Here is a 23765-nt window from a genome sequence, read left to right as displayed (position 1 = left end):
AAATTAGTTGATTGTTCATAGGCAGATTTCCTGACAAAATTTTAACTTTGTCCGCAAAAATCATAAATTATATTATATCGCAACGTCAATCAAAATCCTAGTATCATACATACCCTTTTTCCTTCAAACTAACATATTTATTTTCCCCAATGATCAAATGATCTAACAATTCGATCCCGACAATTTTCCCGGATTCTGCAAGTCTTTTTGTCACTTCTATATCCTCCCTGCTCGGGGTCGGATCACCGGAGGGATGATTGTGGACGCAAATGACAGACGCTGCCGACCGGCGAACCGCTTCCTTATATACCTCTCTAGGGTGGACAATGGAAGCGTTAAGGCTGCCGATAAATATTGTCTGCCTGTGGATCACCTGATTTTTCGTATTCAAGTACAGACAGACAAAATGCTCCTGAGTCAAAAAGCGCATATCATTCATTAAATATTTCGCTCCGTCTTCCGGTGAGCGGATCACATAGCGTTCATCAAGGGTATGGTTGGCGATGCGCCTGCCGATTTCAACTGCTGCGAGGACATGAATCGCTTTTGCCTGGCCGATCCCTTTTATCTGGGTCAGCTCTTCAAGGGTCGCATCCTTTAACAGACGTAGCCCTTCAAACTGGGAAAGCATCCGATTGGCAAGCTGGAGGACTGATTCCTCCCGCGAGCCTGTACCAAGCAGCAGGGCAAGCAATTCATGATTAGATAGGCTTTGGGGGCCATTCTGGACAAATCGCTCCCTAGGCCGCTCATTTTGCGGATAATCTCTGATCATTAATGAATGTGTAGACAATAGATTTTCCTCCCGGTCATTGATTATGACGAGGGAAGTGTAGAAGAAGTTTCTGTGGCTTTCTTTTAATAAGGAAGGTTATAACCGATTTTTCTTAACTCCCTGATCAATCTCGATACAGGAAGTCCAACAACTGTGTAATAATCCCCACTGATTTCTTTGACAAGCATGCTGCCGAATCCCTGGATTCCATATCCGCCTGCCTTATCGAATGGTTCCCCGCTCTTTATATAGGTGTCGATTTCTTCATCTGACAAATCCCAGAACGTCACATCTGTTTTTTCATAGAAACGCGTTTCCTTCTCAGGGGAGATGATTGATACTCCAGTGTATACTGAATGGGTGTTCCCAGACAGCTTTTTGAGCATCTGCAAGGCTTCTTGTCCGCTTTCAGGCTTCCCAAGGATTGTTCCATCGTGGACCACGACAGTATCTGAGCCAATCACGAAACAATCTGGATAATCTTGAAACACAGTTCCCGACTTTCTTGAAGCAAGCTCCATGACCGCTTCAGCAGGGCTTAGGGACTCACAGAAACTTTCGTCTGCATCACTGCTCAAGATTTCGAATTTCAAGCGGAGATTTTCAAGAAGTTCTTTTCGCCGTGGAGAAGAAGAGGCTAAAATGAGGCGTTGCATAAAATCACCTTTCTTTTCTTATTGCATCAAAGGGAGATACAAGCTAATACTAACAAAGTTCATCCGTTCAAACAATCTTAAGTCCTTATTCTGGCAAAAAAAATCAGAGCCTGGCGCATTTTGCCGAAGGCTCTGTTAATTTGTACAATTTTCCGGGAAATATTCTGTAACATGACTTGCAAATTCTCTTCATTACTTGCCGAGCGACTGGTAGGCAGAAAGGAATGCCAGAAGGCTTTTCTCCATTTCCGCCAGTTGATTTGCATCCTTACTTTTTTGATAGCTTATAAAAGCGGCACCCGCCCTCTCCATGCTCGTCTTAGCCTTTAGGACGGTTTGATTCTTTACACTCTTGTCATCAACCTTGCTGACCATGGTCTGATAATTCCCTGCTTTCTTGACTTCCTCTGGAGCAGCAGCTGAACCTTTCATCATGATGGAATAGATTTCCGGTGCCTGCTTGAGGAATTCTGATTCTCCTGAAGTTAAGCCGGCTGCAGTGCCACCTGTAATTTCGAATGGTTTTGCAAATACCTCAACGCCCTTGGCTTTGAGTGCCTCTGCCTGCTGTTTGGCAGCCTCAATGCTTCCGGCAGTTCCCAGATAGACGGCGAACTGGCCATTGACAGGAAACAACTCAGCTGTGACGCCCTGGCCACCAAGGAGACTCACTCTTTCCTTTGCAGCAGCCTCAGTAGTGAAGATGCCATTCTGGACGACAAAGGTCGGGATTGTTGTTAACTCAATTGACTCTTCCCCGCCTGCCGGTTTCTCTGCTGTCTGCCCAGATTTTGGCTGAGCGACTGCTGGTGCAGCAGTATCTGGCTCTGATGGCAGGAATTTAAGGAATGTCACTCCAAACGCTGTCCCTAGCAAAACGGCAAAAAGGACATTCATAATAATAGTTGGATAAAGGCGATTGTTCTTTTTTGTCTTCCAAACCGAAATACCAATACCTTTCTTTTTCGGCTTTTTTTCTTGCTTCGGAGCGATTTTATATTCTTTGATGACTTCCTCTTGTACTGGATCAGGCAAAATCCAGTCAAAACTTTCCTCGGATTGTTCCTGTGCAGCCGCACTTTCATTCATTGCTACCTCATTTTCGAGCGGATACGTTCTGCTGCTCTCTCCCTGGCTCTCATTGGTCTGGTAACTGCTGCTTTTTCCTTTATCATATGGAAGCTTTTCTTCTTGTTTAGGTTTCTTTACGACTCCATTAACCTTACTTTTTTTGTCTGCCTGAACCGGACGGTCCTTGCCATTAATCTTGATCGTGATCGTCTTTCCATGCTTGTCCAATGCTTGTACCTCCCCCTGCCCGTTCGTGTTTGCTCCATCCTATCATAATGGCAAAAAAAAATAACAAGACTTTTGTCGTCTTGTTATAGAATGCTTTCGTCAATTTTTTTAGTAGATTTGCAACAACACATTTTATTGAGGTTGATCTTCAGCTTTCACATCCTCAAATCTAGTAAATGGATCTCTTTTAGATGAAGGTTCAGGAAAGCTGGATTTTGGGAGCAAATCTTGCAATTCCAATAAATCGGGCATATAGAAAGCAGATACAATCAGCTTATATGGAATGGTTACAGAGTTACGTGCCGCCAGATCTCTGATTTCATCAGGTCCAGTGAATTCAATTGCCTCTACCGTCATGATCCGTTTAGATTTCTCGAGTGTTTGAATGAATTTTTCAAGTCCCAAATAGTTGATAGACTCGATTTCAAGTGTAATCGTGATTTTTCTCATCCCTGGGATTCCTGCTTCTGCTGGTAGATCCCCTTCTGCTTGGGTTTCTGAGTCGGATTGCTGTTCTTCAGTATTCTGCTGGCTTGCTGGATTTTCTTCCGCTGCCAACACGGGCAGACCTTGCGTTTCACTTACATGTACATTTTTTACAAAGCTGTCGGAAATGGTCTCAGCCTTGGCAACTTCAAGAATAAGTTGCTCTGTTAAAGGTTTGACCGGCAGCTTTTGTTGAAGAGAAGCCACACTCATGCTATCACTTTTAATGTTACTGCCTTCATTGCTGCCGATCGTCTGAAGCAGCTGTTCGTTCATTCTCAATTCGTTCTGTTTTAGCTCCACACTTTGTTGAATCGGCTTTATATAAAAGAAAAATACTCCAGAGAATATGGCGGCAAAAAACAAAACGGACATGATGATGAACACAGTCTGCTTATTCACTCTGCTACTCATCATCATCACCATCCACTTCTGCTATTTGAGCTGCAGGATTCCGTTTCACCTTGGACCGATCGATGCTGATCGCATATTCAGCAAAATACCTGAGAACATAGTCTGAATTAGACAGGTTATTCGATTCCTGATTTTCAGCAGCTTCAGGCAGTTCAGCTTCCGCAGTCAATGACACCAGCTTTGCATCTATGATCCAATCAGCTTCTAACAGTGAGTTAAGGTAATAGGCTGAGTCTCTGTTTGTATCGAATTGAACTCTAAGAAGGAGATCTGAGCCTTCGCTATACGAAAAGAATTGAATAAAGCCCCGTTCTGGCAAAAGCGCAATCAACTGCTGCATCAACTTCACAGTGTCAATCGGAGAATGCTCCGCCCATTCTGCAGCCTGCTCCAGAATCGCAATGGAGCCAATCGCTTCTGATTCTTCATGTTTTGCCTCTTCTGCAGCAATCAAGGCTTGTGTATTCGAAATTTGCTGGTCTACAGTATCCATCTTTTGCTCGTAATGGTTTCCCCAAAAATACATGGCGGCTGTGAACAACGCAGCGACGAGAAGGAAAACAAAGGCACCAAGCTTATATGGAATCTTTTTCTCGCTGCTCCTGGGTAACAGGTTTATATCGACTTGCATCATTTCACCTCTTTTAATCCCAGGCCAAGCCCCAGATAATAACTGCGAGGAAACTCTTCCATTTCGGCATGCAATGACCCATCATAGGTAATCGGTTTGACGGGGATGGTGAAACGTTCTCCCATTTCCGCCAAAATCCTTTCAAATAAAGGATGATCACCGTTTACAGCGATTTGTTCAATCATCTTCTTTCCTTGTGTAAAAGAATATGTATAAAAATCCATTAATTTGCTGATTTCCTTGTAGACATCTTCAAATTGGTAATTCAATTCATTCACTTGTCCAACTCCATCCTGCTGCACGCTCATAGCATCAGGGTTCAGCCAATCATTCAATTCAATCGACAAGTGACGAAGGAACAATGGAAAGGCTCCCTCGAATATGGTCATGCTGACAAGGTGAGTGTCGAATTGTACGAGAATGGCATTCGCTTTTTCCAGCTCATCTGTAGCCGCGCTGAACAAACGATAATTAGCGAGCGGAGATATATCTGCCGCAATCGGCTTAAGCTTTGCCTCTGATAGCAAATCCGAATATTCAAGGACGTTTTTCTCTGGTGCCGCAAACAGGATAATCTCCTGCTTTTCCCCGGCTTTAGACATGATAACTGTATCGAACACTGCATGTTCAAAAGGTAAATGAATGGTGGCACCAAGTTCGAGGTAGATGTAGCTATTAATCTCATCTACTGCTATATCGGAGGGAATCGATAATTTCCTGATAATCACAATGGAATCAGGAACAATGAACCGGACTTCCCTTTTATTAATTTTCCAATCTTGTATGCACTCATCGATCACCATCGAAAGCGTATCAAAATCAACGATTTTCCCGTCAGAGATCATTCCAGGACTTAATTTCTTTTCTCCCCATCTCAAAGGAACCGGAGGGGTTGATTGCTTCAATTCCACATAGCGAATATATTGGTCATTAAAGACGAGATTGATCACTTTGCTTCTTGATGAAAAGACCGAGAGTGCCATAACAAAACTCCTTTTTCTAAAATCCTGATTGCAGGAAACTGAGGTAGATCTGGACGATGGTTTCGCCGTAAAAGTATGTCGTAAGCGTTCCGATTGCGATGAATGGCCCGAATGGAATGGCCTGTTTCCGTTTGAGAAGCCCGAGAACGAGACCTAAACCGCCAAATAATGCTCCGAAAAGCGTAGAAAGAAAGAATGATAGAAGCAGGCCTTTCAGCCCAAGGACAAAGCCAATCAAGGCGAAAAGCTTGATGTCTCCTCCCCCCATCCCGCCACGGCTGATGACGGCAATCAGAAGCAAGAGTGCAAAGCCTACCGCTCCGCCAACCAGCGAGACCCACCACGGGTCTATAGGAATGATTAAGCGGACAGCGATAAAAATCACGGAGAACACAATCAGCACCTTGTCAGGGATGATCATATAGTTCAAATCAGACACCGTAATGATCACAAACAAAGAAATCAACAGCAATGCAACAAGGAGCTCGGGCACCAGGCCCCAACTGTATGTATGCGAAGGCAAACAAGCCCCCCGTCAACAGCTCAAACAGCGGATAAACAGGAGAAATGCCAGCCTTGCACCGGCGGCATTTCCCTTTTTGAAAAATATAAGACAGCACCGGAACCAGATCCCTGGCCCCAAGCTGATACCCGCATTTCGGACAAGAAGAGCGGGGTGAGACAATTGATTTCCCTTCCGGCACCCTGAGGCCGACTACATTGTAGAAGGAGCCTAGGATTAGGCCGTATAAAAAAATACAGAAAATATTAATTAGCATTTGTATAAGTTCTTAGTTCCGCCTCAGTAACTGTATTGGCACCATCAGCAGCATCATTAGTAACAATGGTAGATGCCTCATGATCAACAAGTGTGTATTTATATTTTCCACTAGTTTGAGCAACTTTAACACTAAAATCAGTATCTTTTGGATTATCTAAGTACTGTGAAAGATCACTAGTTGAAATAGTTGTGGCTGTTGGATTAGTAGTTATATAAAGCTTAGCGGCATTAATAATTTGAATACCTTCAGCAACTTGAGCATCTTTTTTAGTTTTGTTAATTATCCCACCAATACTCGGCACAGCAATCGCAGCAATAATCCCCAAAATAACGATAACGGCTAGCAATTCAATCAGGGTCAGACCTTTTTGATTCTTGAGTGTTTTTTTCATTTGCTTGAACATTTCATTCTCTCCCTTGTAGTAGTATTTTCCTATCGGCATTTTCTGAATCTATTACTATTATAATAGATTGGATGGTGTCATAGCATCATATAATATAAAGTTTTTGTAACTTTTTGACTGTTCATTAATTTATTTGGTTAAAAATCTCGAACATTGGCACCATAATGGCGGTGACGATGGTGCCGACGAGGGCGGCTAGTACGACAATCATCAATGGTTCAATCAAGGATTTCAATTGGTCGGTGCCATTCTCGACTTCTTTTTCATAAAAATCGGCGACTTTCGCGAGCATGGCGTCAAGGGAGCCTGTCTCTTCTCCTATCGCAATCATCTGGGTGACAAGCGGCGGGAATGCCCAGTGGCCTTTCATCGGCCTTGTCAGTGACTGGCCGCTCTCGAGCGAGAGACGGGATTCCCTAATCACTTTAGCCATGACTTCATTCTCGACGACATTTTCGACGATCTGCAGCGCTTGAAGAATCGGTACCGAGCTTGTAAACAAAGAGCTCAATGTCCGGCTCATCCTCGCAATCGACGCCTTCCTGAGCAGCTTGCCGAAGATCGGTAAACGGAGGATGAAATAATCAAGATAATATTTTGATACTTTATTATTCCTGGCAACCGCAATTCCCACCATAACGCCAACTATCAAGATGATAACAAGCCACCAGAAACGTTGCATGAACTCACTGGCACCGAGGACAAACCGGGTAATCGCCGGCAGTTCGCCGCCGAAGTCTGCAAACATTTGCACAAAGGTCGGCACGACAGAAACGAGCAGGAAAATCACGACACCGATGGCAATAAAAGCAATGACGGCCGGATAAGTCATCGCACCAACGATTTTCTGCCTCGTATTATGCTGCTTCTCAAAATGGACAGCCAGCCTTTCCAGCGTTTCATCCATGCTGCCGCTTGCCTCACCGGCTTTCATCATATTGATGAACATAGGCGTGAAGATCTTTTTATGCCTAGCTGCAGCGGCTGAAAGCGGATTTCCTTCGACCAGTTCTTGTTCAATGTCAAGCAGTGCCTTCTTCAGTGCCTTGCTTTCTGTCTGTTCTGCAAGGATCCTGGTCGAATCGACCACGGAAACACCTGCCTTAAGCAAGGTGGCGAACTGCCGCAAGTAAATGACCATATGCTGCAGCTTGACAGGACTGCCGATTGAGATATCTTTTGTCAACAATGTCTCGGGTATCTCTTCGATCATGGATGTCCTGACTCCGCGCTCCTTTAATTTCTGAAGCGCATCACGTTTCGAAGTTGCATTCATTATTCCTTTTGTACTGCCTTTTTTGTCTCGTCCTGCATATCGGAACCTTGCCATTACGTCACCCTCTCCTGGAGGTATGGCTCCCCTGCTTCCTTCGAGATAAGTCCTTGCTGGATGAACTCCTTGACGGTCATTTCCAGCGTATGCATCCCGATAGAACGAGAGGTCTGCATGATGTTCAGGATCTGATGGATTTTCTCGCTACGAATCAGGTTCGCAGTAGCGGCATTATTGATCAGGATTTCCGTTGCGGCGACCCGGCCTTTTTTATCTGGAAGTGGAAACAGGCGCTGTGAAACGATCGAAACTAGCACCGATGCAAGCTGTATCCTAATTTGGGCTTGCTGCGTCGGCGGGAACACGTCGATAATCCGGTTGATCGTAGCTGGTGCACTTGATGTATGCAATGTCCCCAAAACAAGGTGCCCGGTTTCGGCAGCGGTGATGGCTGTTTGAATTGTCTCTAAATCGCGCATTTCGCCGACGAGGATGACATCCGGATCCTGTCGGAGGGCTGCCCGCAATCCATTCGCAAAATTATTCGTATCAAATCCAACTTCCCTCTGATCAATAATCGAGTTGCCATGCTTATGCAAATATTCAATTGGATCTTCTAGTGTGATAATATGCTTCCTCATCGTCTGGTTCATATAATGGATCATGCTTGCGAGCGTAGTTGATTTGCCGCTTCCAGTCGGGCCGGTGACGAGTACCAACCCCTGAGGTTTCGCAGCGATTTTCTGCAATACTTCTGGAAGCCCCAGCTCTTCCATGGATGGAATCATTGTCGGCACAACCCGGATGGCCAGCGAAAGGCATGTTCTTTGATGATAAGCGTTCACACGGAACCTAGACACTCCTGGCAAGCCATATGAAAAATCAAGTTCCCCATTTTCTTTCAATCTGCCCCACAAATCAGTCGGAACAATTGCTCGGGCCATTCCTTCAGTATCCTCAGGTTTCAGCATATCCTTCCCATACCTTCGTAACTCACCGTTAATTCTGAAGATCGGCGGCACGCCAACGGTTAGATGGATCCGAGGCTTTAAGTTCAAATCCTATTCGCAATAATTGCTCCATTTTTTCCTTCATCAGCTTTCACCTATTCCGCTATCGCTACTCTTAAAACTTCTTCGGTCGTCGTCAGTCCCTGCTTAACTTTTAGCAAGCCGTCATCAAGCAAGAAAATGGTTTTGTTTTTAACAGCAATTTCCCTCAAACGGACAATCGATTCCTCATTCATAATCACGCGCCGCATTTCATCATTGATTTGCAGTACCTCATGGATGGCAATCCTTCCTTTATATCCGGACATATTGCATGAAGAGCAGCCTCGTCCTCTCCAGACCTTCTCAATTCCCAAACCCCGTTTGGCAAAAATCTGTTTTTCCCTTACGGTTGGAACCTGCTGCTCGGCGCAATCACGGCACACTTTCCTGATCAGTCTTTGAGACACAATGCCGCTGACCGATGAAGCAACAAGGAATGGTTCGACTCCCATATCGATGAGTCTTGTCACGGTGCTGATGGAATCATTCGTATGAAGAGTGCTCAGAACCAGGTGGCCTGTCAGCGAAGCTCTGATTGCGACTTCAACAGTTTCACGGTCACGGATTTCCCCGACCATGATGATGTTGGGATCCTGACGGAGAATGGCTCGCAGCCCTGAAGCAAATGTCATTCCGACATTTGAATTCACCTGAATCTGGTTGATTCCTTCCAGCTGATATTCAACTGGATCCTCAATCGTAATGATGTTGACTTCCTCGCTGTTCAACCGGTTCAATGCCGCATAGAGTGTTGAGGATTTACCGGAGCCAGTCGGACCGGTGATCAGGACAATTCCGTTAGGTTTATTGATCATATTAGTAAATCTCGACAAATTAACTTTGTTGAAGCCAAGCTTATCCAAGTCATTAAGGGAGCTTCCTAAATCGAGAATACGCATAACAATCTTTTCTCCGTAAACGGTTGGCAAAGTCGAAACACGAAGATCGACTTGATGGAAATCCAGGCTCGTTTTTATCCTTCCATCCTGAGGTGTGCGGCTTTCAGTGATATCAAGGTTAGCCATGATTTTTAAGCGAGCGGTCAAAACGCTCTGCATATTTTTCGGCAGCACCCTCTCAACTCGCAACACCCCATCGATTCGGTAACGGACTACAACCTTGGTCTCCTGGGGATCGATGTGAATATCACTCGCTTTTGCGGATACCGCACTTGACAGCAACTGATTCACTACCCTGACGATCGGTGAATCACTTTCGGTGATATTTTCTTCAGTCACTGTTTCCGATGCAGGGTTCATACTCGAAAACTCTTCGAACCCCTCATCGACTTCATAGTACTTATTAATTGCCCTTATGATATCGTCCTTCGTCGCGATTGCAGTCTCAATTTGAAATCCTGTAGACAGCCGCAAATCATCGACAGAAATAAAATCCATCGGATCCGCCATTGCGACAAAAAGTTTATTGCCTTCTTTTTTCAGCGGAATCACCAGGTTGCGCTTGGCGATATCCTTTGAAATCAAGCTGAAAATACTGTGGTCGAAGGGATAACGGTAAAGACTGATATGAGGGATGCCGAGCTGGAATTCCAGCACTTCAATCAATTGCTGTTCAGTGATGAAGCCTTTTTGCAGCAATGCATCACCAAGTTTCTGTCCCTTAGGCTTATCAGCAAGGGCAGACTTAAGCTGATCCTCTGTGAGCAGTCCGGCATCTATCAGCAAATCACCTAGTCTTTTTCTCGTCTGGATCATCACGCACACCCCCCATTATTTTTCATCTTCATCCGGTTTTCCCCAAATTCCGCCATCATCTTGACCAGTACCACTCTGATTGTCTTTGTCAGCATTGTTCCCGTCTTCCTCTGGACCAGTATTGACAGGGGCTTTTACAGCGCCATTAGCTGCAGGTGGAGGTGTCGCACCACTGTCCTGCTGCTCAGATCCTGTTCCGCCTTGAGAAACGTCCTGTCCAGGGAGGACGATGGTTTCCGGACTGGATAAATTCGGAGCTGTATTGGTAGGTTCTGGCTTAAGGCCGCTGATTTCGATTTTGTGTACTGGGGGATAAAAGTCCTCAGATATCAACTCGGTATTTATTAATTTCCCTTCACTATCCAAGCTTTTTCTTGTGACAGTTACTAGCAAGCCATTCTTCCCTTCCTGTTCCACCTTATTTTCATCAGGATTCAGTAAAGGGTTGTACCGCTTAATGGTCTTAGGCTTGAATTCCTCTGTTTCCACAGTCACTTCAAAATTCCCTGTAAAAGGAACCCCGATTAATTTTACTGCAAGGCTGCTATTCTCGATGGATAATTCAAGATTGTATTCCTGCTCATTCGGATTAAAAACCACCAAATCCATATTGCTGCCCTTAGATATTTTAACATCGTAGCCAATTCGCTCTTTGCCAGGGACGTCGGTGCTTATATGCCGCTCGATCACTTTGAAATTCGCTTTTAAAAACACTTCATATATTGATGATGCAACCATGTTCAACAAAACCGGATCAGCTTGAAGCTGTTCCTGTTCCTTCATGAATTGGTTCAGTGAAAATTGAGAGACGGGAGATATCGTAATCACACCGAGAGCTTCCAAAAGTTCTGCTACTCCAGTTGTTTCTGCCGGAAGACTAATCTTTGAAACTGCTAAACTAGTTTTTTCTTTTGCACTGGCAATTTCATAGTTTTGCAAATCAATCGTTACAGATTCACCTGACAAGATACTGGCTTGCGAGATAATCTCATTAGAAATCTCTTCGATGCCGAAATTGCCGGCGGATTGGCCCGGTGCTACTGCGCCAATTGATTCAAGCAGCTTTTCCCTGGTCACCTCTACCTTTAAAATGACATTGCCAGGCACAGCTGCTTGCAGGCTTTCTTCGACGAAGAATTGATAGCTGCCACTTCCTAGCGGCTGCTCTTTTCCTCTATAAACGATTTTGATTGTCTGGGCTTCTTCCCAGTTTCCAACGGCTTCTTTTACAAGAGGAGCTGCTTCCGAAGCAGTTTTCCCGCTTAAATCAATAGTTGAAATTTGTATCCCATTCGAAAAGCTATCTCCTGAAATCGAGGAAAAAGCAAAGGCTCCAACTTGAGAGAAAGCTACAAGAAAGGAAGTACAGCAAGTGAGAATAAAAAACAGCTTCAGGCCCCTGCTGGTTTTTCAAGCGAAATAACCTCCTTATCTGCCTTCAATATTCATGGAGATTTCAACAACAATTCCTGACCCTGCTTCCTGGGCTTTCACTACATCTTCATTGTTAAGGACCGTTCCTGCTGAAAACAGGAGATTTCCGTCATGATCAAAAACATCCTTGGTCAGTTTTTTTCCAGTTAATAATAATGCCTGTTTTTTCCTTAGAGCTACCATCTCTTGCTCATCGTATAATTCAGGAGCCTCCACTTGCTGAATTTCATCCATTACATCCTGTTTTGCAGCTTTCGATTCATTCTCGGCATCAAGCTCCACTAATTCGCCAAGTTCATCACTTGACCCATCCAATTCTTCCGGGGAGTTCAAGAACCGGCCAGATGCATCCTCACTAACGATGATGATGTCCTTGCCGAAAGTAATGACGGCTTCAGAAGACAATGCTACTTGCTTATCTTTAGTCGTAAGCAGCATACCAATGATGTCTCCGGTATTATCGTCCAGAAAGTATTCATTTACTTCACCGATCAGTTCACCTTTTCTTGTCATCATTTTTGTATTGAGGATTTTGATTTTTTTATTAACAAGCTGATTAGCGATCGGAATTTCATTCAAATCGATGATGGCATTTTCATTATCGACTGTTACAGCATACTCACCTATTCCAATTACCTTCTTGAAAGGAATAGCTTTTACGCTTACTTGCCAGTCTTCGTGCTCAATCGTGATAAAATCCACAGAACCTTTGTCTGGATTGATGACTAACGATTTAACTTTACCAACTTCTCCGCCATCAGCTATGCTGATGATTGGAAGACCTAAAATTTGATTGCTGTTTTTCACTGCGTTCACCACACCTAATCATTTAATTATTTTGCCATACAGCTTTTGTTGAATAGATTCTATTCTATTTAATTGCTTGCGCTATTTAATCATAGGCAGGCGGGATAAAAATCGAAAACTATGTGACATCCATTATTGATCATGTAAATCGTTTTCAATAATGTATATCGGTTTATTGCATGGACTTTTTAACATTCCTAAAAAGTGTTTCAAGTTCTAAAGAAACAGCTGGCAAATGACCAAGTTCTGATTTCATTTCCTCAATTACGTCCATGGATTTGCTGAATTGACCAGCTTTGAAGAACGCATGAATGAGCATGAGAGCAATTTCATAGTTCATTTGGACCGGCAGTTCTTTTTGAAGCTGATTTTCAAGGAGGCTGATATAGCTTTCTAGGTCCATTTCAAATTGAGCAAATTTCAGTGATTCAATAATAAGATTATTCAATTCTTTGCGCTGCAAGGAATTTGAAATTCCCTCTACTGCTGTAGACAATATGTCTTCTTCACCGCCATCCTCAAGCGTGGTATCTTCTTTAGGAACAGGCATTTCACCCCATTCTTCCTGAACAATGTCTTCACTGTCCATATCGGCTTGTATAATAGAGTCCGTTTCTTCGGAATTTGGCGAGTTGTTTGACTCTTGGTCTGCGTCCTCAGCTTCTTCCGCTAAGGATTCCAATTCTTCAGTTAACTCATTCTGTTTGATGTCAGTGCTATCGAACGGTTCTGTGCCGGATTCAAATGCATCGAGATCATACATATCTCCTTCTTCAAGCATTTTTTCGATTGAAGCCAGATAAGAATTCTCCCCTTCTTGTTCTTTGCTTTCTCCAGTTAGGGAATCTGACTCTTCATCCGTAATCTCAGGCACCAACCTAGACTCTTCGCTACTTTCTCTGGACTTTTCTTCCTGAACCTCTTCAATGTATTCCATAACATCTGCATCCAATCGTCCATCTATTATGTATTCAGAGTTATCTCCCGCCATTGTACCCGATTCATCAACTTCGCTGCTGTCACCCATATCCATGTACATTTCGCCAGGTTCCATGATTGTCCCCGGAAATACCTCCGGTTCATCAAGTTCGGTGCTGCCTTCTGTGTCCTGGTTTTCTTCTGCAAGTTCCATAATTTCTTCTGGCAATATGTCCGTATCGTCAAGTTTAACGCTGTTGCCCGGCGTGATATCTGTTTCATATTGCTCAGCTCCGGATTCTCCCTCAACTGATTCAACCATCAAATACCTGGCCTTGTCACTTTCCGTAAATTCTTCATCCATGATGGTTGCATCCTTATCATGACTTTCCTTTGAAAGAAACTCTTGTTCACGAGAATACATTTCAGGTTCATCACTTTTTTCTTTCGCAGCTCCCGTTTCCATTTCGGCTGAATCGATAAAAATACTGCCCGCCCGATTATGTAATAGATACGAGGTCAAAATGATAAGAAGCAAGAATACACCCGCTGCCTGCCAGTATGGAAAGATGTTCAATGCCAGCACCCCAGTTTCAGCTATGATAAAGGAGGCAAACAAGAGGACCCATTTTCCTTTCACGGCTATATTGGAAGGCACAAAGAATATGACAGGCCCCAGTAGTCCAATTCCAATCAGTGTAATAATATATGGATTCATTTCTTCACCTCGTTTCACTAGAGAAGATTCTGCAAATAAATCGTAAATATGATAAAAAAAGACAAGTTTCTTACTTTACATATTGTATAATAAACTTAGGTATAAAGAAAGAAGCCGTGACAAAATAACACAAGTTTCCTTGCAAAATCAAATAGGGACTAAGTCTTTTTTACTAGGTGAGGCTGAATGGACAAACTTTCGAATGAAAAAGGGATCTCTTTGATCGAAGTCTTGGCTTCGATCGTCATCATTTCAATTATTTTTTCAGTAGTCAGCTCTTACATACTAAGCAGCGCACAGCACACAAAGAGCATGTCGAATAAGTATACAGCTGTCCAGTTGGCAGAAAGCCTTCTGAACGTCTACAAAGATATGGAATATTCGTTCCTCCAGTCCAAGACAGGAGCAACAGAAAACATTAACATCCAGGCTACACTCGGGCTGGACAACCAGGTGGACAGGAACTACTCCGCGACGTTATCGGTAGCCAGGCACAACAATTATAAATTGAGTGACCGCGTTCTGTTATTGACCGTTAAGGTGTACACGATGGAGAATGGTGTAAAAAAAGAAACGATTTTAGAAGGGTATAGACGTAAATGAAAAGGATATTGAAGGAATCACAGGGGTTGACACTTATAGAGGTCCTGATGGTCATTACCATTTCATCAATCATCGCCGGAGTAGCCTATTCCATACTCTTTTCCTCCATGACTTCGACAAAATCCACTTTATCTGACACCAACCTTCGAAATGAAGCTGTTTTGGTCACACAGCAATTTGATGCGTTAATGAAAAATATCGATGGAATCAATACTGTTAGTTTAGATACTCCACTAAAAAAGGTGGAGCTATCCAACAAGAAAGCGGACCTCGACTCATCAGGGAAACTGCAGTCAGTGACACAACTGACAACTTTCGAGATTAAGAGCGATGATCTTCATATGTCGTTTTACGAGAATGGCATACTAGTTACATCAAAAGTATTGAACTCCAGATTAGTTTCAATGAAAAAGACGACTTTTAAGGTAACAGAACTTGTCAGTGGCAGTAAAAAGAAAAAAGCGCTGCATGTCCTTTTCCAATTTGAAGAAAACGAGACTGGAAACACAAAAATCATAGAGAAAATCTACCGACTGCAAAGTGAGTGATCGTTATGAAGAAATTATTCCTGCGGAATGAATCAGGGTATTCGCTGTTGGTTGTCCTCATGGTCATGACGCTTTTAAGTGTCGTAGGTCTTATGGTCATGGGCATCACAGTCAATTCTGTAAAACATGTGACTGTAAATGAACAATCAGTGAAGGTGAAATCGGCAACGGACATGGCAATTGAAGAAGCGATGGCACAGATCGATAGAGAAGTAGAGGAATTGAATAAAGATATAAAAAACAAAACGATTTTAATCGATGCTGTCGTTTCGAGACTTAATAACAGTCTGAACAACCTTAAAAGCCTGGGAACACTCCCTTATACAATCCAGACCCAAACAATTAAAGATGGATCAGAAGGAATTTACCAAGAAAAGGTAACCATTAAAACTCCAGTCGGGACAAGCGGAAAGTTCGCTACAAGAACGATTCTCATCTCATCCATCAACAACGTCTTTAAATACAGCACGGTTACTCCTGGGGATTTGGTATTGAATGGCGCTGCGTATATTGAAGGGGATGTCAGGGTAGGGGGCAACTTATATAGCAGCAATTACGGAAAGTACGTAGATGGAATTAACCTATATGAAAAAACATCATTCCCAGCACTAAACGGAAATCTTACGGTATTAGGGAATCACAATAGATTAAGTAATATGGACCGAAGGGGAAATTGGTTTTTTGGTTACTACTATGTTCCTGTATTCCAAAATTTCTCTCCTACTCCAGTTGAATTAAAAAAATATTTTTCTGTTGTTCCTAGAATGCCAGTAAACTCCCTGCCAGTTGAAAAAGTGGATGTAGCAGCCATGATACTTAAGAAGAGCGGAAATCTTTCTTCCTCGAAGACACTTGGATCCCTAAATGTCAATGCCAATGAAACAGTTAGATTGACTGGCAATTATACAATTAACAATGACCTCGTTATGAAAGAGGGAAGCAGGCTTGAGGTTAATGGATCCTTAAAAGTAAAGGGGAATGCTGAACTAAGCGGCACAATTACGACTCAAAACCCAAACGATTATATTTACATCCAAGGGAAATCTTCATCTCCTGTCACTATAAGTAATCTCACCTTATCAGGGCAAATGTACCTCGGATATTCATTGGATATCCAAAATAATTTGAATACAAATGGTTCCATTTATGTGATGGGAAATATAGATGTTGCAAACTTCACCAACAATGACCCTGGAACACTATTATTGCTCGCTGAAGGAGATATCAAAGTTTCCAACAACAACTTATATAATGATCTGCCGAAACCCATTAACGCCTTTCTATATTCTAACTCTCAACTCGAAATCTACGGAATTGGATCTCACTTGAAAATAACAGGCGGTATATACGGAAAAGACATTATACTAAATGCTGTTAAAGGAAAAACAAAAAAAGGTTCTGGGAGCAGCCTGATTTTTGAATCTAATCAGGATGGCTTGCCGCCTGAGTCCTCACGATTATCCGTTATATATAAGAAAGATTTGATATTGAACCCGCCGACAGGTATACCCGTCAGCAGTGAATTAAGCGTTGAAATCCTTGATACCGAATACGAATAGAAGCGTGGAGCATATGATTTGATATGCTCCACGCTTCTTTTTTTCATTTCACATATTCTGCAACCCGATTCCGTCCGGATCGCTTTGCACCGACATACAATGCCCGGTCCGCATGCCTGATTAATGCCAAAGAGTCGTCCGCATCTTGAGGTGCTGTTGCAACTCCTATTGAGGCTGTGATATTGACCAGGAGCTGCTTTCCTTCTTCGTCCATCGATTGCAGCAGAGTGAATGGCTCGTTGGCGATCAGCAGCCTGATTTGTTCTGCGAGTTTAAGGGCATCGCCTTTCATCGTTTCAGGCAGGAGGATAACGAATTCTTCGCCTCCGTAGCGGGCAACAGTGCCGATTCCGCCAATTCTTTTCCGCAGTCGTTCTCCTAACTCTATTAATATCTCGTTACCGCTTTGATGGCCGTATGTATCGTTGACGGACTTGAAGTGGTCGATGTCGAGCAGGATGAGTGATAAAAGGTTCCTGTGGCCAAATTGCAATTTTTCGAATTCGGCAGTCAGCATGTTTTCGAAATATCGATAATTGTATAATCCCGTTAATGCGCAGCGTTCACTATTTTCCTTTGTTTTCTCGTGGTGCCTTGCATTCTCCACCGCCACCGCAAAATGGGAACAAAGGATGTCGATGATCATCAGCTGTGATTTTTCGAATGCCCTTTTTTTGTTTGCGGCCAGGACAAGGACACCGATTACCTGGTTGTTCCTGACGATCGGTACACCAAGGATACTTTCAGCACCTGCCGGAATATAGCCTGAATTAATATGCTTCCATTGCTTTTTCGAATGGAAAAGAACAGGCTTTTTCTCTTCCCAAACAAGACCGCTTATTCCTTTTCCTTTTTCAAGGCGCTCGGATACCGGATCCAGGACTTCCCCGAATTCCACCTTATGAATGAGTATTAATTCTCTGTCTTCTTCCACATCCAAAATATAGGCATAGTCAACCGGAAGCATCTCAATGAGCTTTTGAACAAAGAGGTCGAGTACATCATCTGATTTTAGTCTTTCCGCCAACTGGTGCCCTATTTCAGCCGCACTCTGCAAAAATTGATTTACTTTATCGCTTGAATAATAGAGACCGAGGATAATAGACAAACTTGCAAAAGGTATTCCGACGAATAGCAAGGCGATTGGGCCCATGTCCTTGCTTAGTTCGTATAGAACAAACCCGATTGGAAAAGTGATTAAGGTCGTTACGGTTTCCCAAATGAAGTCTTTTCCAAAGTATGGACCTTCCAGCTTAAACAGCAGTGCCTGGATTGAAACCAGAATAAACGTATTGATGCCAAAGTTGCTAATACCATACACAGCTCCAAGGAATAAATAGTATGGATCTGATGATAGCTGCTCACCATGTGTTCCGCCTAACGCGTAAAACAACATACCGCTAAATAGCGAAACAAAGAAGAACATCAATGAATTTAGTGGGAATTTGTGCACATCAGCTTTTGGAACCCTGATCCTGATTAAAAGAATCAGGACAGAAACCTGCATCAACACCATTTCTATGAAAATACCGTATTTCAGGAAAACTGCTAGCGATACCCATTGTATTAAGAAAATAGGGGTATTGTTGACAACGAGCGGCATCGCAGCCACAACGCTCATCAGGATAATAAACGGGATGACTTCCCATATACTCACTTGTGCAGGTGGATAGACTTGATATGTAATCCAGATTCCGACTGGAACTATCAACAGCCAGGCAAACCAAATAGATTTTTTGATCACAGAGCTAATCATCGCCTATCCACCTCCTTTTTCATCTAGGTAAAAAGTCTTACTCATTTAAATATTAGCAAATCTTTTGTATAATGGGCATAATTTTCTTAATTATTTTTCAACACGTTCATGATAAAGGGCTTCACTTCTGATAAAAAGTAGAGAGACCCTGTGATAATTAAAATTTCATCTTTGTTCATTTCATTTATCTTCTTATCGAGATAGCTTTTATAATCATTTGCGATGTTTTTATTTCCGCTGTTGCTTCCAGCTTCCATTAGATCTTCCGCTGAAGCGGCCCGTGGAAAATCGAATGATGTGAAAGTCAGGTGATCTGCAGCATCTTCAAGAGTCTCAATCATCTTGTCCAATTTCTTGTCTTTTAGAGCCGCAAAAAGAATGCTAATCTTTTTATCGGCAAATCGGGAGTTAATTTCACTTGCCAGAGCATTTATTCCTTCTTCATTATGCGCGCCATCGATCAGGACAAAAGGATTCTCACTTAAAATCTCAAGCCGGCCCGACCAGTATGCTTGAGTCAGGCCGTTCCTTATATGCTCTTCCTCGATCATAAACGAATAGTAGTTTGCAAGAACCTGGCTGGCCATTACAGCACAGGCTGCATTGTCTACTTGATGTGAACCAATCATCGATGTTTCCAGCTTCGCAAGCTGGCCGAACATACTGGAGAATGAAAACTGTTCTCCACGTTTTAAAGTCACTCTTGTACTTGTGGAAAATTCATCGCCAAGATGGTACAGAGGGGACTCGCTATCAACCGCTTTTTTTTTGAATGACATCCAGTGCTTCAGGCTGCTTCACTCCCGTAATGACGCTTACACCATTCTTAATGATACCAGCTTTTTCAAAAGCAATCTGTTCATATGTATCACCAAGTATCGCCGTGTGATCCAGCCCTATGCTAGTGATGATCGATAGCAGCGGATGAATGACATTGGTTGAATCGAAGCGGCCGCCGAGTCCTACCTCGTAAACGGCTACATCAACAGGGGACATCTTCGCAAAGTAATAGAAAGACATTGCCGTGATGACTTCGAATTCGGTTGGTCCGCCAAGTTCAGTCTGGTCCAATTCATCTGCCAGAGGCTTGATCACATTGGTCAGCTCAATCAGTTCCTGATCCTTTATAGGCTGGCCATTGATGCTGATTCTTTCATTGAATTGCTCAAAGTATGGTGATGTAAAAGTTCCAACTCTATATCCTGCTTCTTGCAGGATCGAGCGAAGAAAAGTGACGGTTGATCCTTTTCCATTAGTGCCCCCGATGTGGATCGCTTTAATCCTTCTTTCAGGATGGTCCAGCCTTTCCAGCATCCATTCCATTCTTGAAAGTCCTGGTTTTATTCCAAGTCTCAGTCTTGCATGGATCCACTCGATTGCCTGTTCATATGTATCAAACATGTAACACACCTCAATTCAAGATGAAGACGAACCAATACTGGTTCGCCTTCAAATTTTTGAACTTAAATTAGTTTCTTAATTCGTTGATGCGTGCTTCGACTGCTGCACGTTTTTCCAAGTAGTCTTTTTCCTTGCTCCGTTCTTCTTCAATAACTTTTTCAGGAGCTTTCTTGACAAAGCCTTCGTTTGACAGCTTCTTCTGTACTCGTTCTACCTCTTTATCGAGCTTCTCTTTTTCCTTTTGAAGGCGGGCAATTTCTTCATCGATATTGATCAGGCCTTCAAGCGGCATGATGATTTCGAGTCCTGTAGCGACTGCTGTCATCGCTTTTTCAGGAGCATTGACTTCAAGCCCGATTTCAAGGTTCTCCGGATTACAGAAGCGGACAATGTAACCGCGGTTGTTTTCCAGCATGCGTAATGTCTTTTCATCCTTTGCCTTCAGGAACATATCAACCTTCTTGCTGAGCGGCGTGTTCACCTCGGAGCGAATATTCCTAACAGAACGGATGACTTCAACAAGAAGCTTCATGTCGTCTGCTGCCTCTTTATCAGTCAGAGCCGGGTCAACCTTTGGTCAGCTTGCGATCGTAATGGACTCCCCTTCATGAGGAAGGTTCTGCCAGATTTCCTCCGTAATGAATGGCATGAATGGGTGAAGCAGGCGCATGGTGTTATCAAGAACGTAGGCAAGAATCGATCTTGTTGTCTTCTTAGCAGCTTCGTCCTCACCGTATAGCGGAAGCTTTGCCATTTCAATATACCAGTCACAGAAATCATCCCAGATAAAGTTGTAAAGCGCTCGGCCAACCTCACCAAACTCGTAACGGTCTGAAAGTCTTGTAACAGTCTCGATTGTTTCATTCAGCCTTGTCAAAATCCACTTGTCTGCAACGGATTTCTCGCCGCTCAAATCGATTTCTTCGTACTTCATGCCGTTCATGTTCATCAAGGCAAAACGGGATGCATTCCAGATTTTATTGGCGAAGTTCCAGGTCGCTTCTACCTTTTCCGTGCTGTAGCGAAGGTCCTGTCCCGGCGAGCTTCCTGTTGTCAGGAAGTAGCGGAGTGAGTCAGCTCCGTACTGGTCGATGACATCCATCGGGTCAACACCATTGCCAAGTGATTTACTCATCTTGCGGCCATCTTCTGCACGAACGAGTCCGTGGATCAGTACATCCTTGAATGGTCTCTGGCCAGTGAACTCAAGTCCCTGGAAAATCATCCTGGAAACCCAGAAGAAGATAATGTCATAACCCGTTACGAGTGCATCGGTTGGGTAGTGTCGCTTATAGTCCGCCGCTTCCTCATTCGGCCAACCCATTGTCGAGAATGGCCATAGTGCTGAACTGAACCATGTATCAAGAACGTCATTGTCCTGTTCCCAATTTTCAGGGTCTGCAGGTGGCTCATGGTCAACATATACCTCGCCTGTTTCTTTATGGTACCAGGCTGGAATCCGGTGGCCCCACCAAAGCTGACGGGAGATACACCAGTCGCGGATATTCTCCATCCAGCGCATATAAGTGTTTTCAAAACGCTCAGGGACGAAGTTTACTTTGTCTTCCTTGCTTTGAAGCGCAATGGCTTCATCAGCAAGCGGCTGCATTTTAACGAACCATTGAGTGGATAGATACGGCTCAACTACTGCTCCGCTTCGCTCAGAATGTCCTACCGAGTGCATGTGCTCTTCAATTTTGAAAAGTACACCTTCCTCCTGAAGGTCCTTGACGATTTGCTTGCGGCATTCAAAGCGGTCCATGCCCTGATACTTACCGGCCCTTACGTTCATTGAGCCATCTTCGTTCATGACGAGGACTCTTTCAAGGTTGTGGCGGTTGCCGATTTCAAAGTCGTTAGGGTCGTGTGCAGGTGTTATCTTTACGGCTCCAGAGCCGAATTCCATATCGACATAATCGTCACCAACAATCGGAATTTCACGTCCGACGATTGGAAGGATTACCGTTTTGCCGATCAGGTGCTTATAACGGTCGTCTTCAGGATGTACCGCAACAGCAGTATCTCCGAGCATTGTTTCCGGTCTTGTCGTCGCAATTTCAATATGGTCGCTGCCGTCTGCCAGAGGATATCTCATGTGGTAGAATGCACCCTGGACATCTTTATGGATAACCTCGATATCAGATAAAGCTGTTTTCGCTGCCGGATCCCAGTTGATGATGTATTCACCCCTGTAAATCAAGCCTTTGCGATATAAAGAAACGAAAACTTCTTTAACTGCATCTGAAAGCCCTTCATCCAATGTAAAGCGTTCCCTGCTGTAATCAAGCCCTAATCCTAGCTTTGACCATTGTGTGCGGATATGCTGTGCATATTCCTCTTTCCACTTCCATGATTCTTCCAAGAACTTTTCACGGCCAAGTTCGTAGCGGTTGATGCCCTGGCTGCGAAGTTTCTCGTCAACCTTTGCCTGTGTCGCGATGCCCGCATGGTCCATACCTGGAAGCCATAGAACATCGTAGCCCTGCATCCGCTTCATTCGTGTAAGGATATCCTGAAGCGCTGTATCCCACGCATGGCCCAGGTGAAGCTTCCCAGTTACGTTTGGCGGCGGTATCACGATTGTATAAGGCTTCTTCGTTTCATCGTCCTTCGCTTCGAAAAATTTCCCTTTGATCCACCAATCATAACGTCCTTGCTCAATCGAAGACGGATCGTATTTAGTCGGCATTGACAAATTCTCTTCCATCAGTTTTTCCTCCATTCAAATACATTTCCTTGAATTAGAAAAGCGCAAGCGCCTTGTTCAGCCCCGACAAGCGCTGGAGGTCCGACCAGTGAAGTCGTTCTTTGACTTCACCTGAGCGAACCGAAGCGACTCTAGAGGTTAGGCGCTGGAGCTAGACAATTCTCAAAGTGAAAATTTATACTTTCTTATCTTAAAATAAAAAAACTCCATTCGCCTTAAAAGGACGAATGGAGTATGTTCGCGGTACCACCTTTTTTCCCAGCAACGGTAAAAACATCTCAGCTGCTGGCTCAAATCTGGATAACGGCTCTTCACCGTCGCCTGTTACTGGGAGTCACTCCGTTCCCAGGCGATGCTCAAGGGCGACCTTCCATGGTTCCTGCTTAGAAGTCCTCTCAGCTACTGGACTCCCTCTCTTCAAGCTGGCTGCTCATGTACTATTCCCTGTCAAAGCTTTGCTTTATGAATGTGTTTTGTATATTAGATATACTACCCAAAAAAGTGGATTGACGTCAATCATCATTTCCTATTTTTTATTATTTTATACCTTTTGCATCTTAATGTGCGAGCAATAAGCACATTTTGGGCAAGTCACTCATAGACTGGAAAAAGGGATACCAGATTGTTTGGAGGGATGACGATGAAGAGACGAAGGTATAATCCTTATACACTCCCTAAGTGGGCGAGGACGGCACGGGCAGTATGTGCTCAGCTCATTATTCCTTTTTGTGTTTTCCAGGGAATCCGCACCCTTTTTTTTCCGTCGACCTTTGATGTATTTTTGCTATCAATTTTCATTTTGATTGCACTGGCAATAAAGTTCGACATGATTTAAGGAGCCTGAG

At 43.6% G+C, this 23765-nt stretch carries 19 protein-coding genes, 3 pseudogenes and 1 other annotated feature; of the genes and pseudogenes, 4 read left to right on the top strand and 18 right to left on the bottom strand.

Going from position 1 to position 23765, the window contains the following annotated elements:
- Window positions 1–103: 103 nt before the first annotated feature.
- The 15 genes and pseudogenes from radC to LC048_RS04345 all read right to left on the bottom strand — a co-directional run bounded on the left by radC (window position 104) and on the right by LC048_RS04345 (window position 14346).
- Entirely contained in the window at window positions 104–775 is a 672-nt protein-coding gene (gene radC / locus LC048_RS04410; protein ID WP_226604069.1) for a RadC family protein, read from the bottom strand.
- Window positions 776–858: 83 nt separating this feature from the next.
- Window positions 859–1431, bottom strand: a complete 573-nt coding sequence (locus LC048_RS04405) for a Maf family protein (protein WP_226603979.1) — start codon at window positions 1429–1431, stop codon at window positions 859–861.
- A 192-nt stretch (window positions 1432–1623) separates the two neighbouring features.
- On the bottom strand, window positions 1624–2730 hold the full coding sequence (locus tag LC048_RS04400) for an SPOR domain-containing protein (RefSeq protein ID WP_226603976.1): 1107 nt from the start codon (window positions 2728–2730) through the stop codon (window positions 1624–1626).
- 132 nt (window positions 2731–2862) lie between these two features.
- Complete coding sequence (locus tag LC048_RS04395) at window positions 2863–3636, bottom strand: hypothetical protein (protein WP_226603974.1); 774 nt, start codon at window positions 3634–3636, stop codon at window positions 2863–2865.
- A complete protein-coding gene (locus tag LC048_RS04390; protein WP_306049534.1) occupies window positions 3623–4264 on the bottom strand; it encodes a hypothetical protein in 642 nt (213 codons plus the stop codon). Before LC048_RS04390 ends, LC048_RS04395 begins: the two co-directional genes overlap by 14 nt.
- Window positions 4261–5244, bottom strand: coding sequence for a type IV pilus biogenesis protein PilM (gene pilM / locus LC048_RS04385; RefSeq protein WP_226603970.1), 984 nt, complete (start codon window positions 5242–5244; stop codon window positions 4261–4263). Before pilM ends, LC048_RS04390 begins: the two co-directional genes overlap by 4 nt.
- A gap of 16 nt (window positions 5245–5260) precedes the next feature.
- Window positions 5261–5767: a prepilin peptidase gene (locus LC048_RS04380; protein WP_371931997.1), complete on the bottom strand. Its 507-nt coding sequence runs from the start codon at window positions 5765–5767 to the stop codon at window positions 5261–5263.
- Window positions 5676–6023 (bottom strand): prepilin peptidase, encoded by a 348-nt coding sequence (locus tag LC048_RS24915; RefSeq protein WP_371931996.1) that lies wholly within the window; start codon window positions 6021–6023, stop codon window positions 5676–5678. The genes LC048_RS04380 and LC048_RS24915 overlap by 92 nt, the downstream gene beginning before the upstream one ends.
- Entirely contained in the window at window positions 6013–6429 is a 417-nt protein-coding gene (locus tag LC048_RS04375) for a type II secretion system protein (protein ID WP_226603964.1), read from the bottom strand. The genes LC048_RS24915 and LC048_RS04375 overlap by 11 nt, the downstream gene beginning before the upstream one ends.
- Window positions 6430–6553: 124 nt before the next feature.
- Entirely contained in the window at window positions 6554–7759 is a 1206-nt protein-coding gene (locus tag LC048_RS04370) for a type II secretion system F family protein (RefSeq protein ID WP_226603962.1), read from the bottom strand.
- Window positions 7759–8797, bottom strand: a pseudogene (locus tag LC048_RS04365) (type IV pilus twitching motility protein PilT). Before LC048_RS04365 ends, LC048_RS04370 begins: the two are co-directional and overlap by 1 nt.
- A gap of 10 nt (window positions 8798–8807) precedes the next feature.
- Window positions 8808–10469 carry a GspE/PulE family protein gene (locus LC048_RS04360; RefSeq protein WP_226603957.1) on the bottom strand — a complete coding sequence of 554 codons (1662 nt, stop codon included), beginning with the start codon at window positions 10467–10469 and terminating at the stop codon, window positions 8808–8810.
- A 15-nt stretch (window positions 10470–10484) separates the two neighbouring features.
- A complete protein-coding gene (locus LC048_RS04355; RefSeq protein WP_306049532.1) occupies window positions 10485–11576 on the bottom strand; it encodes a G5 domain-containing protein in 1092 nt (363 codons plus the stop codon).
- Window positions 11577–11897: 321 nt separating this feature from the next.
- Window positions 11898–12710 (bottom strand): PRC-barrel domain-containing protein, encoded by an 813-nt coding sequence (locus tag LC048_RS04350; RefSeq protein ID WP_226603945.1) that lies wholly within the window; start codon window positions 12708–12710, stop codon window positions 11898–11900.
- 172 nt (window positions 12711–12882) lie between these two features.
- Complete coding sequence (locus tag LC048_RS04345) at window positions 12883–14346, bottom strand: hypothetical protein (RefSeq protein WP_226603943.1); 1464 nt, start codon at window positions 14344–14346, stop codon at window positions 12883–12885.
- Window positions 14347–14532: 186 nt separating this feature from the next.
- Here LC048_RS04345 and LC048_RS04340 point away from each other — a divergent pair, with 186 nt between their 5' ends.
- Genes LC048_RS04340 through LC048_RS04330 form a run of 3 tightly spaced genes read left to right on the top strand, consistent with a single transcriptional unit; the run spans window position 14533 to window position 17056 of the window.
- The gene (locus LC048_RS04340; RefSeq protein WP_226603942.1) at window positions 14533–14949 is read left to right on the top strand and encodes a prepilin-type N-terminal cleavage/methylation domain-containing protein; all 417 of its coding nucleotides are present in this window, start codon (window positions 14533–14535) and stop codon (window positions 14947–14949) included.
- Complete coding sequence (locus LC048_RS04335; protein WP_226603940.1) at window positions 14946–15497, top strand: PulJ/GspJ family protein; 552 nt, start codon at window positions 14946–14948, stop codon at window positions 15495–15497. The genes LC048_RS04340 and LC048_RS04335 overlap by 4 nt, the downstream gene beginning before the upstream one ends.
- 5 nt (window positions 15498–15502) lie before the next feature.
- A complete protein-coding gene (locus LC048_RS04330; RefSeq protein WP_226603938.1) occupies window positions 15503–17056 on the top strand; it encodes a hypothetical protein in 1554 nt (517 codons plus the stop codon).
- Window positions 17057–17099: 43 nt separating this feature from the next.
- Here LC048_RS04330 and LC048_RS04325 read toward each other — a convergent pair whose 3' ends face one another.
- The 3 genes and pseudogenes from LC048_RS04325 to LC048_RS04315 form a co-directional block, all read right to left on the bottom strand.
- The gene (locus LC048_RS04325; RefSeq protein WP_226603936.1) at window positions 17100–18812 is read right to left on the bottom strand and encodes a sensor domain-containing diguanylate cyclase; all 1713 of its coding nucleotides are present in this window, start codon (window positions 18810–18812) and stop codon (window positions 17100–17102) included.
- An 86-nt stretch (window positions 18813–18898) separates the two neighbouring features.
- Window positions 18899–20213 (bottom strand): annotated as a pseudogene (locus tag LC048_RS04320) (bifunctional folylpolyglutamate synthase/dihydrofolate synthase).
- Window positions 20214–20280: 67 nt separating this feature from the next.
- Window positions 20281–22920: pseudogene (locus LC048_RS04315) on the bottom strand (valine--tRNA ligase).
- A gap of 216 nt (window positions 22921–23136) precedes the next feature.
- Window positions 23137–23380: a binding site (T-box leader), on the bottom strand.
- Between the two features lie 180 nt (window positions 23381–23560).
- Between LC048_RS04315 and LC048_RS04310 the strand changes: the two are divergent.
- Window positions 23561–23755: a hypothetical protein gene (locus tag LC048_RS04310; RefSeq protein WP_226603927.1), complete on the top strand. Its 195-nt coding sequence runs from the start codon at window positions 23561–23563 to the stop codon at window positions 23753–23755.
- Window positions 23756–23765: the final 10 nt, after the last annotated feature.

The organism is Mesobacillus subterraneus (assembly GCF_020524355.2).
Lineage (GTDB): Bacteria > Bacillota > Bacilli > Bacillales > Cytobacillaceae > Mesobacillus > Mesobacillus subterraneus_C.
Note: the sequence above shows the minus strand (reverse complement) of the source record. Positions and strands in the feature narration are given on the sequence as shown.

Excerpts from the sequence above, each read along its gene's own strand:
- LC048_RS04395 (WP_226603974.1), bottom strand. The coding sequence starts at position 3,636 with ATGATGATGAGTAGCAGAGTGAATAAGCAGACTGTGTTCATCATCATG.
- LC048_RS04310 (WP_226603927.1), top strand. The coding sequence starts at position 23,561 with ATGAAGAGACGAAGGTATAATCCTTATACACTCCCTAAGTGGGCGAGG.
- LC048_RS04405 (WP_226603979.1), bottom strand. The coding sequence starts at position 1,431 with ATGCAACGCCTCATTTTAGCCTCTTCTTCTCCACGGCGAAAAGAACTT.
- LC048_RS04335 (WP_226603940.1), top strand. The coding sequence starts at position 14,946 with ATGAAAAGGATATTGAAGGAATCACAGGGGTTGACACTTATAGAGGTC.
- LC048_RS04390 (WP_306049534.1), bottom strand. The coding sequence starts at position 4,264 with ATGATGCAAGTCGATATAAACCTGTTACCCAGGAGCAGCGAGAAAAAG.
- LC048_RS04325 (WP_226603936.1), bottom strand. The coding sequence starts at position 18,812 with ATGATTAGCTCTGTGATCAAAAAATCTATTTGGTTTGCCTGGCTGTTG.
- LC048_RS24915 (WP_371931996.1), bottom strand. The coding sequence starts at position 6,023 with ATGCTAATTAATATTTTCTGTATTTTTTTATACGGCCTAATCCTAGGC.
- LC048_RS04330 (WP_226603938.1), top strand. The coding sequence starts at position 15,503 with ATGAAGAAATTATTCCTGCGGAATGAATCAGGGTATTCGCTGTTGGTT.
- LC048_RS04370 (WP_226603962.1), bottom strand. The coding sequence starts at position 7,759 with ATGGCAAGGTTCCGATATGCAGGACGAGACAAAAAAGGCAGTACAAAA.
- LC048_RS04375 (WP_226603964.1), bottom strand. The coding sequence starts at position 6,429 with ATGTTCAAGCAAATGAAAAAAACACTCAAGAATCAAAAAGGTCTGACC.
- radC (WP_226604069.1), bottom strand. The coding sequence starts at position 775 with ATGATCAGAGATTATCCGCAAAATGAGCGGCCTAGGGAGCGATTTGTC.
- LC048_RS04345 (WP_226603943.1), bottom strand. The coding sequence starts at position 14,346 with ATGAATCCATATATTATTACACTGATTGGAATTGGACTACTGGGGCCT.
- LC048_RS04360 (WP_226603957.1), bottom strand. The coding sequence starts at position 10,469 with ATGATCCAGACGAGAAAAAGACTAGGTGATTTGCTGATAGATGCCGGA.
- pilM (WP_226603970.1), bottom strand. The coding sequence starts at position 5,244 with ATGGCACTCTCGGTCTTTTCATCAAGAAGCAAAGTGATCAATCTCGTC.
- LC048_RS04340 (WP_226603942.1), top strand. The coding sequence starts at position 14,533 with ATGGACAAACTTTCGAATGAAAAAGGGATCTCTTTGATCGAAGTCTTG.